We start from the raw sequence: 12859 nt of genomic DNA, 5'->3' as shown, positions 1-12859 counted from the left end.
TTCCTTGACCGTTTCAAGTAAAACGTTGCACCTTTTCGGCATCAAAGCCTGCGACACCATGAAGAAGGCGCGCACCTGGCTCGATGAACACGCTGTCAGCTACGACTTCCACGATTACAAAACCGCCGGTATCGACCGTGAGCACCTGACCCAATGGTGTGACGAGCACGGCTGGCAAACGGTGTTGAACCGTGCAGGCACGACCTTTCGCAAACTCGACGACGAACGTAAAGCCGATCTCGACCAGTCGAAAGCCATCGAACTGATGCTCGCTCAACCCTCGATGATCAAGCGCCCGGTGCTCGATCTCGGTGACCGAACCCTGATTGGCTTCAAGCCAGACATCTACGCGGCCGCACTCAAGTAAGCAGCCCGTCACTTATTGCTAGAGGTATTCACATGTCCAACTCTCTGTTCAGCATCGCCTTTGGTGTCGGCACGCAAAACCGTCAAGGCGCCTGGCTGGAAGTGTTCTACGCTCAGCCACTGCTCAACCCGTCGGCCGAACTGGTCGCCGCTGTTGCGCCGATCCTCGGTTACACCGAAGGCAACCAGGCCATCACCTTCACCACTGCACAGGCTGCGCAACTGGCTGAAGCGGTCAAAGGCATCGACGCCGTTCAAGGCAAGCTGCTGACCCGTCTGGCCGAGAGCCACAAGCCACTGGTCGCCACCCTGCTGGCCGAAGACACACAACTGACCTCGACGCCTGAGGCGTACCTCAAGCTGCACCTGCTGTCGCATCGTCTGGTCAAACCACACGGCGTAAGCCTGGCCGGGATCTTCCCGCTGCTGCCGAACGTGGCCTGGACCAGCCAGGGTGCAATCGACCTGAGCGAACTGGCCGAACTGCAACTGGAAGCGCGTCTGCGCGGCGAGCTGCTGGAAGTGTTCTCGGTGGACAAGTTCCCGAAAATGACCGACTACGTGGTTCCGGCCGGCGTGCGTATCGCTGACGCGGCACGTCTGCGTCTGGGCGCTTACGTGGGCGAAGGCACCACCGTGATGCACGAAGGCTTCATCAACTTCAACGCCGGCACCGAAGGCCCGGGCATGATCGAAGGCCGCGTGTCCGCTGGCGTGTTCGTCGGCAAGGGTTCGGACCTGGGCGGCGGCTGCTCGACCATGGGCACCCTGTCGGGCGGCGGCAACATCGTGATCAAGGTCGGCGAAGGCTGCCTGATCGGCGCCAACGCCGGTATCGGTATTCCGTTGGGTGACCGCAACACCGTCGAGTCGGGCCTGTACGTGACCGCCGGCACCAAGGTGGCGCTGCTGGACGAGCACAACAACCTGGTCAAGGTGGTGAAGGCGCGTGAACTGGCCGGTCAGACTGACCTGCTGTTCCGTCGCAATTCGGAAACCGGTGCCGTGGAATGCAAAACCCACAAATCGGCGATCGAGCTGAACGAAGCGCTGCACGCTCACAACTAAGCAGCCACATGATCCCCCCTGTGGGAGCGGGCTTGCTCGCGAAGGCGTAGTGTCATTCAGCAACTTATTGACTGACAGGACGCATTCGCGAGCAAGCCCGCTCCCACAAGGTTCGGCGTACATCCCGCCCCTCTTCACCAGGGCTGAAAACTGTGATGATTCCCTCCCCCTGGCGCGCCGACTTTCCGGCCATCGCCGCCCTGCAACGGCAAGACCAGACCTATCTGGACAACGCCGCCACCACGCAAAAACCCCAGGCCCTGCTCGACGCGCTAACGCACTACTACGCCAACGGCGCGGCCAATGTGCATCGTGCGCAGCATCTGCCCGGCGCCCACGCGACGCAGGCGTTCGAAGACAGTCGGCTCAAGGTTGCCCAGTGGCTGAATGCCGGTGACAGCGGGCAGATCATCTTCACCCATGGCGCCACCAGTGCGCTGAATCTCCTGGCCTACGGCCTGGAACATCTTTTCCACCCGGGCGATGAAATTGTCATCAGCGCCCTGGAGCATCACGCCAACCTGCTGCCGTGGCAGCAACTGGCACAGCGTCGCGAGCTGAAACTGGTGATCCTGCCGCTGGACGCCGACGGGGTGATCGACCTCGGCGCCGCTGTGCGTCTGATCACCCCGCGCACTCGCTTGCTGGCGGTCAGTCAGCTGTCCAACGTGCTCGGTGCCTGGCAACCGCTACCAGCGCTGCTGGCGATGGCCAAGGCGCACAAGGCGCTGACCGTGGTCGATGGCGCCCAGGGTGTGGTGCACGGTCGCCACGACGTGCAGGCGCTGGGTTGCGACTTTTATGTGTTTTCCAGCCACAAGCTGTACGGCCCCGATGGTCTCGGCGTGCTGTTCGGGCGCAACAAGGCGCTTGAGCAACTGCAGCCATGGCAGTTCGGCGGCGAAATGGTGCTGGAAGCCAACTATCACGATGCACGCTTCCGCCCTGCCCCGCTGGGCTTCGAAGCGGGCACGCCGCCGATTGCCAGCGTGATCGGCCTCGGCGCGACCCTCGATTATCTGGCTGGCCTGGATCAGGACGCGGTGTCGGCCCACGAAGCGGCGCTGCACGCCTATCTGCTGCAAGGCTTGGCCGCGCGCAACGGCATTCGTCTGCTGGGCAAGCCGCAATTGGCGTTGGCGAGTTTCGTCGTCGAGGGTGTGCACAACGCCGATCTGGCGCACTTGCTGACCGAGCAAGGTATCGCCGTGCGCGCCGGGCATCACTGCGCCATGCCGTTGCTGAAAAGCTTCGAACTGGCCGGGGCTATTCGCGTGTCACTGGCGCTGTACAACGACTCCGAGGATCTGGAGCGTTTCTTCGAGGCGCTGGATCAGGCCCTGGAGTTGCTGCGATGAGCCTGCCGCTCGCCGCCGCCGAAGCTTTGCAGACTTTTCAGAACGCCGCCGGTTGGGAACAACGGGCGCGGTTGCTGATGCAGTTTGGCGATCGTCTGCCGCCGCTGGATGACGCGGACAAATGCGAAACCAACCGCGTGCATGGCTGCGAGAGTCAGGTGTGGCTGGTAGGGGAATTGCAGGACGGTCACTGGCAGTTCAGCGCTGCCAGCGATGCGCGGATGATTCGTGGGTTGGTGGCGTTGCTGCTGTTGCGGGTCAACGGCTTGAGCGCTGCCGAGTTGCAGCAGGTGGATCTGCCCGATTGGTTCAATCAGCTGGGACTTTCGCGGCAGTTGTCGCCTTCGCGCAGTAATGGCTTGAATGCCGTGCTCCAGCGGATGAATGAGTTGGCTAAATAAAGCGGCTGCTTCGCAGCCATCGCGAGCAGGCTCACTCCTACAATTGGAATGCGTCCCCCTGTAGGAGTGAGCCTGCTCGCGAAGAGGCCCTCAGCCCCGGCATCAAACCTGAGGTTTTACTCGGTCAGCCGGTCGCCGCACACCCGCCACAATCTTGTCCACCGCCTTGGTCGCCGCGACCATGCCGAACGTCGCCGTGACCATCATCACCGCGCCAAACCCGCCGGCGCAGTCGAGCTTCACCCCGTCGCCGACAAAACTCTTCTGCAAACAGATGCTGCCGTCCGGTTTCGGATAGCGCAGTTGTTCGGTGGAGAACACACACGGCACGCTGTAATGGCGAGTCACGGTACGCGAGAAGCCATAGTCGCGACGCAACGTCGAACGCACTTTCGAGGCCAGCGGGTCGTTGAACGTGCGGTTGAGGTCGCAGACCTGAATCAGCGTCGGATCGATCTGCCCACCCGCACCGCCGGTGGTGATGATCTGGATCTTGCGGCGTTTGCACCAGGCGATCAGCGCAGCCTTGGCGTTGACCGCGTCGATGCAGTCGATCACGCAGTCGATGTTCGGCGTGATGTACTCGGCCATGGTGTCGCGGGTGACGAAATCCGCCACCGCGTGCACCGTGCAGTCCGGGTTGATCCCGCGCAGACGCTCGGCCATCACCTCGACCTTGGGCTTGCCGACGGTGCTGTCCAGCGCATGCAACTGGCGGTTGGCGTTACTGACGCAGACGTCGTCGAGGTCGAACAGCGAAATCTCGCCGACGCCACAGCGGGCCATGGCTTCCGCCGCCCAGGAACCGACGCCACCGACGCCGACAATCGCCACATGGGCCGCACGCAGGCGCTCGAGGCCCTCGATGCCATACAAACGGGCGATGCCTGCAAACCGCGGATCTTCTGTACTCATGACCATTACCCCAAAAACCGGCGCGCATTATAGGGCCGTCGGCGGACAAGAGCATCTTTGACGCTATGAACGGTGAACGCCGCCGTTTTGCGCAATCCTTGTGGCGAGGGAGCTTGCTCCCGCCGGGTCGCGAAGCGGCCCTTGAAAAGCGGACTGCTTCGCAGTCCGGCGGGAGCAAGCTCCCTCGCCACGGGGAATTGCTATAACTGAATAACAAAGTTTTCTCTTACAAGCTGTTACTAAAGAACTTAAATCAGGTTGGACTGCCCAATGTCGGGCATTTTCCTGCCCGGTGTACGAGCAGTGAACTGCCGGTGTAGGATTCGCGCCCTTTTGGCGTAAGCCGATCCGTTCCTTCGTTCCACAGCCTTTGGAACCCGAAATAGCTATGTCATCGCGTAAATTTGGTCTCAACCTGGTGGTGGTTCTGGCAATCGCCGCCCTGTTCACCGGTTTCTGGGCGCTGATCAATCGCCCGGTCTCCGCGCCCAACTGGCCGGAGCAGATCTCCGGTTTCTCTTATTCGCCATTCCAGCAGGGCCAATTCCCACAGAAGGATCAGTATCCGACTGACGACGAAATGCGCCGCGACCTGGAGATCATGAGCAAGCTGACGGACAACATCCGCATCTACTCGGTCGACGGTTCGCTGCAGGACATCCCGAAACTGGCGGAAGAATTCGGTCTGCGCGTGACCCTCGGGATCTGGATCAGCCCCGATCAGGAACGCAACGAGCGCGAGATCCAGCGCGCCATCGAACTGGCCAACACCTCACGCAGCGTGGTTCGTGTGGTGGTCGGTAACGAGGCGATCTTCCGCAAGGAAATCACTGCCGAGCAACTGAGCGTGCTGCTCGATCGCGTGCGCGCGGCGGTGAAAGTGCCGGTGACCACCTCCGAGCAGTGGCACGTCTGGGAAGAACACCCGGAACTGGCCAAGCACGTCGACTTGATCGCTGCGCACGTCCTGCCGTACTGGGAATTCATCCCGGTCGACAAGGCCGGGCAGTTCGTCTTCGACCGTGCCCGTGACCTGAAAAAGCTGTTCCCGAAAAAGCCGCTGCTGCTGTCCGAAGTCGGCTGGCCGAGCAACGGTCGCATGCGCGGTGGCGCCGACGCGTCGCCGGCGGATCAGGCTATCTATCTGCGTACGCTGGTCAACAAACTCAACCGTCAGGGCTTCAACTACTTCGTGATCGAAGCGTTCGACCAGCCGTGGAAGGCCAGTGACGAAGGTTCAGTGGGCGCCTACTGGGGCGTGTTCAACGCCGCCCGCCAGCAGAAATTCAACTTCGAAGGCCCGGTGGTCGCCATCCCGCAATGGCGCGTGCTGGCCATCGGTTCGGTGGTGCTGGCGCTGCTGTCGCTGACCCTGCTGATGATCGACGGCTCGGCCCTGCGCCAGCGTGGCCGCACCTTCCTGACCTTTATCGCGTTCCTTTGCGGTTCGGTGCTGGTGTGGATCGGTTACGACTACAGCCAGCAATACAGCACGTGGTTCAGCCTGACGGTGGGTTTCCTCCTGGCACTGGGTGCGCTCGGGGTGTTCATCGTGTTGCTCACCGAGGCCCATGAACTGGCCGAAGCGGTGTGGATTCACAAGCGTCGGCGCGAATTCCTGCCAGTGATCGGTGATTCGCACTACCGGCCGAAAGTCTCGATCCACGTGCCCTGCTACAACGAGCCGCCGGACATGGTCAAACAGACCCTCGACGCCCTCGCGGCCCTCGATTACCCGGACTATGAAGTCCTGATCATCGACAACAACACCAAGGACCCGGCCGTCTGGGAGCCGGTGCGCGACTACTGCGCCACCCTCGGCCCGCGTTTCAAGTTCTTCCACGTTTCGCCCCTGGCCGGGTTCAAGGGCGGTGCGCTGAACTACCTGATTCCGCACACCGCCAAGGACGCCGAAGTGATCGCGGTGATCGACTCCGACTACTGCGTGCATCCGAACTGGCTCAAGCACATGGTGCCGCACTTCGCCGATCCGAAAATCGCCGTGGTGCAGTCGCCGCAGGATTACCGCGACCAGAACGAAAGTACCTTCAAGAAGCTCTGCTACGCCGAATACAAAGGCTTCTTCCACATCGGCATGGTCACCCGTAACGACCGCGACGCGATCATTCAGCACGGCACCATGACCATGACCCGGCGTTCGGTTCTGGAAGAGCTGGGCTGGGCCGACTGGTGCATCTGTGAAGACGCCGAACTCGGCCTGCGCGTGTTCGAAAAAGGCCTGTCGGCGGCGTATTACCACGACAGCTACGGCAAGGGTCTGATGCCGGATACGTTTATCGACTTCAAGAAGCAGCGTTTCCGCTGGGCCTACGGCGCAATCCAGATCATCAAGCGCCACACCCGCAGCCTGCTGCGCGGCAAGGACACCGAGCTGACCCGTGGCCAGCGTTACCACTTCCTCGCGGGCTGGTTGCCATGGGTCGCGGACGGCATGAACATCTTCTTCACCGTCGGCGCCCTGCTGTGGTCGGCGGCGATGATCATCGTGCCGCAACGGGTCGATCCGCCGCTGCTGATCTTCGCAATCCCGCCACTGGCGCTGTTCGTGTTCAAGGTCGGCAAGATCATCTTCCTCTACCGTCGCGCCGTCGGCGTGAACCTCAAAGATGCGTTCTGCGCGGCATTGGCCGGGCTGGCGTTGTCGCACACCATCGCCAAAGCGGTGCTGTACGGCTTCTTCACCAGCAGCATTCCGTTCTTCCGCACACCGAAAAACGCCGACAACCATGGTTTCTGGGTGGCAATTTCCGAAGCGCGCGAAGAGCTGTTCATCATGCTGCTGTTGTGGGGCGCGGCGCTGGGGATCTACCTGGTGCAGGGCATTCCGAGCAACGACATGCGCTTCTGGGTCGCAATGCTGCTGGTGCAGTCGCTGCCATACCTGGCCGCGCTGATCATGGCGTTCCTCTCGTCGCTGCCAAAACCTGCGACAGCGCCTGAACCGGCGCCTGTCGTCTAATTCCTCTTTGATCCACTAAACGGCGGCCAATGGTCGCCGTTTTGCTTTAAGATAACCGCCATTTTGCAGGGCTTGGCGGGATACACGGTCTGACTGACCGGACACCATCCCCTGTAGGAGTGAGCCTGCTCGCGATTGCGTTGTAACAATCAATGTTTAAGTTGACTGACACACTGCAATCGCGAGCAGGCTCACTCCTACAGTCAGTCCGCGCCCACATTCATGACTCCGGAGTTTTCCATGACGGCCCACGCCGACCTTTCGCCGACCCTTCAACTCGCCATCGACCTGATCCGCCGTCCGTCCGTGACGCCGGTCGACGCCGATTGCCAGAAGCAGATGATGCAGCGCCTGGGCGATGCCGGTTTCACCCTCGAGCCGATGCGCATCGAGGACGTGGATAACTTCTGGGCCACCCACGGCAACGACGACGGCCCGGTGCTGTGCTTCGCCGGCCACACCGACGTGGTGCCGACCGGTCCGGTGACCGCCTGGCAGATCGACCCGTTCAACGCGGTGATCGATGAACACGGCATGCTCTGCGGTCGCGGCGCGGCGGACATGAAAGGCAGCCTGGCGTCGATGACCGTGGCCGCCGAGCGCTTTGTCGCCGACTACCCGAACCACAAGGGCAAGGTCGCGTTCCTGATCACCAGCGACGAAGAAGGCCCGGCGCACCACGGCACCAAGGCTGTGGTGGAACGTCTGGTGGCGCGCAAGGAGCGTCTGGACTGGTGCATCGTCGGCGAACCGTCGAGCACCACGCTGGTCGGTGACGTGGTGAAAAACGGTCGTCGCGGCTCGCTGGGCGCCAAGCTCACCGTGCGCGGTGTGCAGGGTCACGTGGCCTACCCGCATCTGGCGAAGAACCCGATCCACCTCGCCGCTCCGGCGCTGGCCGAACTGGCCGCCGAGCACTGGGACCACGGTAACGATTTCTTCCCGCCGACCAGTTTCCAGATTTCCAACCTCAACTCGGGCACCGGCGCGACCAACGTGATCCCGGGTGATCTGGTGGCGGTGTTCAACTTCCGCTTCTCCACCGAATCCACCGTCGAAGGCCTGCAGAAACGCGTGGCCGACATCCTCGACAAGCACGGTCTGGACTGGCACATCGACTGGGCGCTGTCCGGTCTTCCGTTCCTCACCGAGCCGGGCGCGCTGCTCGACGCGGTGTCGTCGAGCATCAAGGACATCACCGGCCGCGAGACCAAGGCGTCGACCAGCGGCGGTACCTCCGATGGCCGTTTCATCGCGACCATGGGCACGCAAGTGGTTGAGCTGGGCCCGGTCAACGCGACCATTCACCAGGTCAACGAGCGTGTGCTGGCGGCCGATCTCGACGTGCTGACCGAGATCTACTACCAGACCCTGATCAAGTTGCTCGCCTGATGCTCGCGTGCCCGATCTGCAGTGAACCGCTGAACAGCGTCGACAACGGCGTGGTCTGCCCCGCCGGCCACCGCTTCGACCGTGCGCGTCAGGGCTACCTGAACCTGTTGCCGGTACAGCACAAGAACAGCCGTGACCCTGGCGACAATCAGGCGATGGTCGAGGCGCGCCGCGACTTCCTGAATGCCGGGCATTACGCGCCGGTGGCCAAGCGTCTGGCCGAACTGGCGGCAAGTTATGCGCCGGCACGCTGGGTCGATATTGGTTGCGGTGAGGGTTACTACACCGCACAGATCGCCGATGCCCTGCCGAACGCCGATGGCTACGCGCTGGATATCTCCCGCGAGGCGGTCAAACGCGCCTGCAAACGTAATCCGGCAATCACCTGGTTGATCGCCAGCATGGCCCGCGTGCCATTGGCGTCGGGCAGTTGCCAGTTTCTCGCCAGCGTTTTCAGCCCTCTGGACTGGGCAGAAGCCAAGCGCCTGCTCAGCGTCGGCGGCGGCCTGATGAAGGTCGGCCCGACCAGCGGCCACCTGATGGAACTGCGCGAACGTCTGTACGACGAAGTGCGCGAATACACCGACGACAAGCATCTGGCCCTGGTGCCGGAAGGCATGGCGCTGGCGCACAGCGAAACTCTGGAATTCCAACTGACGCTGGACAAGCCCGAGGATCGCGCCAACCTGTTGGCGATGACGCCCCACGGCTGGCGCGCCAGTGCCGAACGCCGCGCCGCCGTGATCGAACAGGCCGAGTCGTTCGTGACCACCGTGTCGATGCGCTACGATTATTTCGTTCTTCAATAACTTTTGGTCTCGGGTAAGTGCCCGGGGCCGGCTAAATCCGCGAATGGATTTTTCAGACCCGCAGTGAGGACATCCATGCGCCAACCGGATATCGAGATTTACCTGAAAGACGCCGACGTCGACCACAAGGCGATTTCCGCCTGGCTCGGTGAGGCTCTGGGCCCGTGCAGCGACTGGGTACAGAAAGGCCAGACCTACAAGTGCAAGGCCGGCAACATCCCGGTGACCTGGTTGCCGAAAGCCGTGGGCAAGTGGAACAGCCTGTACCTGGAAAGCGATGCGACCCCATGGGACGACGACATCGCCTGCGCCCGTGCAGCCTTTGCCGCGCTGAACGTCGAAGTGCGTTGCGCACCGGGCACGTGGGTCGAGGAAGAGGGTGAGGAAACGGCTGATCGCTGGATTCGCATCAGCGAAGACGGTGAAGAAGAGATCACCTGGAAAACCGCGTAACAACAGTCAACGCAGATCCAAATGTGGGAGCGGGCTTGCTCGCGAATGCGGTGTATCAGCTACACATGTGCTGAATGACACGACGCATTCGCGAGCAAGCCCGCTCCCACAGTGGTTTTGGGATGTTTTGGAGGGTTGTGTTACAGACCTACCACATCCTCAGCCTGCAAGCCCTTCTCCCCCGTCACCACCGCATATTCAACCTGCTGACCTTCAGTCAGCGAGCGATGCCCTTCGCCACGGATCGCGCGGTAGTGCACGAACACGTCCACCCCGTCGTCGCGCTGAATGAAGCCGTAGCCCTTGGCGTCGTTGAACCACTTCACATTGCCGGTTTCACGTGTTGCCATCTGTTCATACTCCTTTTTTATTATTGAACAGGCTTTTCGCAGGAAAGCCTTTGCGGAACGTCAGCCTGCGCCCGACGTCCATAAAGGGCCCCGGCGACAGATTGCCGAGTATATGACAGGCGCAAAAAGTCTCAACAGGAGATTACTTCGCCGCTTTTTTGCCGATTTTCGACTAATACGGCAAACTGTCGACCGCCCGAGCAAACGCTCGGTTTTATCCACTCACGCAGAAGCCGTATGACCCGTTCCCCGTTCCGCCGTCTTGTGTTTGGCACCTTGCGCCGACTGTTGTACCTCTGGGTTCGCTCGGAGACGATCAACCAGTCGTCGTTCACCCTCAACCTCGACCGCAGTCGTCCGGTGTTCTACGTCCTGCAAAATCCCTCGCTCACCGATCTGGCAGTAGTCGACACCGAGTGCACCAAGGCCGGCCTGCCGCGTCCGGTGCTGCCGGTGTCGGTCGGGCCGTTGATCGAACCGGCGGCGTTTTTCTATCTGACGCCGGACCCGGACTGGCTCGGCCGTCAGGACAAGCGCGGCGCACCGCCGACCCTGACCCGTCTGGTCAGCGCCCTGACCCAGAACGCCGCCGAAGATGCGCAAATCATTCCGGTCAGCGTGTTCTGGGGCCAGTCGCCGGACAGCGAAAACAGCCCGTGGAAGCTGCTGTTCGCCGACAGTTGGGCGGTCACCGGGCGCCTGCGTCGGCTGCTGAGCATCATCGTCCTCGGGCGCAAGACCCGCGTGCAGTTCTCCGCGCCGATCCACCTGCGCGAACTGATCGACCACAACAAGGGCCACGAACGCACCGTACGCATGGCCCAGCGCATCCTGCGCGTGCACTTCCGCAATCTGAAAGCCGCCGTCATCGGCCCGGACATCTCGCACCGTCGTAATCTGGTCAAAGGCCTGCTCAACCAGCCGCTGGTCAAGCAAGCGATCCTCGACGAAGCCGAGCGCGAAAACATCTCCCCCGAAAAAGCCAAGGCCCAGGCGTTGCGCTACGGCAACGAAATCGCCTCGGACTACACCTACACCGCGATCCGTTTTCTCGAAGTGGTGCTGAGCTGGTTCTGGAACAAGATCTACGACGGCATCAAGGTCAACCACATCGAAGGCGTGCAGAAGGTCGCCCAGGGTCACGAAGTGATCTACGTGCCGTGCCACCGCAGCCACATCGACTACCTGCTGCTTTCGTATCTGCTGTTCCGCAACGGCCTGACACCGCCGCACATCGCCGCCGGAATCAACCTGAACATGCCGGTGATCGGCAGCCTGCTGCGCCGTGGCGGCGCGTTCTTCATGCGCCGCACGTTCAAGGGCAATCCGCTGTACACCTCGGTGTTCAATGAATACCTGCACACCTTGTTCACCAAAGGTTTCCCGGTTGAATACTTCGTAGAGGGCGGCCGCTCGCGCACCGGACGCATGCTGCAACCGAAGACCGGCATGCTCGCGATCACGATGCGCAGCTTCCTGCGCTCGTCGCGCATGCCAATTGTCTTCGTGCCGGTGTACATCGGTTACGAGCGCGTGCTGGAAGGCCGGACCTACCTCGGCGAACTGCGTGGCGCGAGCAAGAAGAAAGAGTCGATCTTCGACATCTTCAAAGTCATCGGCGCGCTCAAGCAGCGCTTCGGTCAAGTCGCGGTGAACTTCGGCGAGCCGATCAAACTCGCGGAATTCCTCGACAGCGAACAGCCAGACTGGCGCCAGCAGGAACTCGGCCCGCAGTACAAACCGGCATGGCTCAACGAGACCACCAACCGCCTCGGCGAGAAAGTCGCGCAGCACTTGAACGAAGCAGCGGCGATCAACCCGGTCAACCTGGTGGCGCTGGCGCTGCTCTCGACTACGCGTCTGGCGCTGGACGATCGGGCCATGGCACGAGTGCTGGATCTGTATCTGGCGCTGCTGCGCAAAGTCCCTTACTCGCCGCACACGACCCTGCCGGAAGGCGATGGCCGCGCGCTGATCGAGCATGTGAAGGACATGGATCTGCTGTCCGAACAGAACGATGCGCTGGGCAAGATTCTCTATCTGGACGAGCAGAACGCCGTCCTGATGACCTACTACCGCAACAACGTGCTGCACATCTTCGCCTTGCCGGCGCTGCTGGCGAGCTTCTTCCAGAGCACCTCGCGCATGAGCCGCGAGCAGATCCTGCGCTACACCCGCGCGCTGTATCCGTACTTGCAATCGGAGCTGTTCATTCGCTGGAGCCTGGAGGAACTGGACGCCGTGGTCGATCAATGGCTGGAAGCCTTCGTCGAGCAAGGCCTGCTGCGTTTCGAGAAGGACGTGTACATGCGTCCGGCGCCAAGTTCGCGGCACTTTGTGCTGCTGACCCTGCTGTCGAAAAGCATCGCGCAGACCTTGCAGCGCTTCTACATGACCGTGTCCCTGCTGCTCAACAGCGGCCAGAACAGCATCAGCGCCGAAGAGCTGGAGGATCTGTGCACGGTCATGGCCCAGCGCCTGTCGATCCTCCACGGTCTGAATGCCCCGGAGTTCTTCGACAAGAGCCTGTTCCGCCACTTCATCCAGACCCTGCTCGACCTCGACGTGCTGCGCCGCGACGAAGCGGGTAAGCTGAGCTACCACGAACTGCTCGGAGAACTGGCCGAAGGCGCGGCCAAACGCGTGTTGCCGGCGGAGATTCGCCTGTCGATTCGTCAAGTGGCCTTGCATCGCAGTGAAGATGCCGCCGAAACAGCGGATACACCACAAGTCTGAAACTTGCTGACAACTAACGGGCGCGCACTTC

11 protein-coding genes are annotated in these 12859 nt (G+C 61.7%); 9 read left to right on the top strand and 2 right to left on the bottom strand.

Annotated elements, in window-relative coordinates:
* Positions 1–58 precede the first annotated feature (58 nt).
* The 4 genes from E3Z29_RS08220 (at position 59) to E3Z29_RS08205 (ending at position 3193) form a co-directional block, all read left to right on the top strand.
* Entirely contained in the window at positions 59–367 is a 309-nt protein-coding gene (locus tag E3Z29_RS08220) for an arsenate reductase (RefSeq protein ID WP_042607053.1), read from the top strand.
* 32 nt (positions 368–399) lie between these two features.
* Positions 400–1434 (top strand): 2,3,4,5-tetrahydropyridine-2,6-dicarboxylate N-succinyltransferase, encoded by a 1035-nt coding sequence (gene dapD / locus E3Z29_RS08215; RefSeq protein WP_085697324.1) that lies wholly within the window; start codon positions 400–402, stop codon positions 1432–1434.
* Between the two features lie 152 nt (positions 1435–1586).
* On the top strand, positions 1587–2792 hold the full coding sequence (locus tag E3Z29_RS08210) for an aminotransferase class V-fold PLP-dependent enzyme (protein WP_027611020.1): 1206 nt from the start codon (positions 1587–1589) through the stop codon (positions 2790–2792).
* Positions 2789–3193, top strand: coding sequence for a SufE family protein (locus tag E3Z29_RS08205; RefSeq protein ID WP_134785539.1), 405 nt, complete (start codon positions 2789–2791; stop codon positions 3191–3193). The genes E3Z29_RS08210 and E3Z29_RS08205 overlap by 4 nt, the downstream gene beginning before the upstream one ends.
* Before the next feature lie 102 nt (positions 3194–3295).
* Here E3Z29_RS08205 and tcdA read toward each other — a convergent pair whose 3' ends face one another.
* Positions 3296–4114 carry a tRNA cyclic N6-threonylcarbamoyladenosine(37) synthase TcdA gene (gene tcdA, locus E3Z29_RS08200; protein WP_003222099.1) on the bottom strand — a complete coding sequence of 273 codons (819 nt, stop codon included), beginning with the start codon at positions 4112–4114 and terminating at the stop codon, positions 3296–3298.
* Positions 4115–4496: 382 nt separating this feature from the next.
* Between tcdA and E3Z29_RS08195 the strand changes: the two genes are divergently transcribed.
* The 4 genes from E3Z29_RS08195 to E3Z29_RS08180 all read left to right on the top strand — a co-directional run bounded on the left by E3Z29_RS08195 (position 4497) and on the right by E3Z29_RS08180 (position 9742).
* Positions 4497–7088: a glycosyltransferase gene (locus tag E3Z29_RS08195; protein ID WP_134785538.1), complete on the top strand. Its 2592-nt coding sequence runs from the start codon at positions 4497–4499 to the stop codon at positions 7086–7088.
* Positions 7089–7328: 240 nt separating this feature from the next.
* The gene (dapE, locus tag E3Z29_RS08190; protein WP_095138342.1) at positions 7329–8480 is read left to right on the top strand and encodes a succinyl-diaminopimelate desuccinylase; all 1152 of its coding nucleotides are present in this window, start codon (positions 7329–7331) and stop codon (positions 8478–8480) included.
* On the top strand, positions 8480–9289 hold the full coding sequence (locus E3Z29_RS08185; protein ID WP_134785537.1) for a putative RNA methyltransferase: 810 nt from the start codon (positions 8480–8482) through the stop codon (positions 9287–9289). Before dapE ends, E3Z29_RS08185 begins: the two co-directional genes overlap by 1 nt.
* A gap of 75 nt (positions 9290–9364) precedes the next feature.
* Complete coding sequence (locus tag E3Z29_RS08180; RefSeq protein WP_134785536.1) at positions 9365–9742, top strand: hypothetical protein; 378 nt, start codon at positions 9365–9367, stop codon at positions 9740–9742.
* A 140-nt stretch (positions 9743–9882) separates the two neighbouring features.
* Here the strand turns inward: E3Z29_RS08180 and E3Z29_RS08175 are convergent, their stop codons facing one another.
* Positions 9883–10092 carry a cold-shock protein gene (locus E3Z29_RS08175; protein WP_003222087.1) on the bottom strand — a complete coding sequence of 70 codons (210 nt, stop codon included), beginning with the start codon at positions 10090–10092 and terminating at the stop codon, positions 9883–9885.
* A 237-nt stretch (positions 10093–10329) separates the two neighbouring features.
* Here E3Z29_RS08175 and plsB point away from each other — a divergent pair, with 237 nt between their 5' ends.
* On the top strand, positions 10330–12828 hold the full coding sequence (plsB, locus tag E3Z29_RS08170; protein WP_134785535.1) for a glycerol-3-phosphate 1-O-acyltransferase PlsB: 2499 nt from the start codon (positions 10330–10332) through the stop codon (positions 12826–12828).
* Positions 12829–12859: the final 31 nt, after the last annotated feature.

The organism is Pseudomonas sp. S150 (assembly GCF_004526365.1).
Classification (GTDB): domain Bacteria; phylum Pseudomonadota; class Gammaproteobacteria; order Pseudomonadales; family Pseudomonadaceae; genus Aquipseudomonas; species Aquipseudomonas putida_A.
Note: the sequence above shows the minus strand (reverse complement) of the source record. Positions and strands in the feature narration are given on the sequence as shown.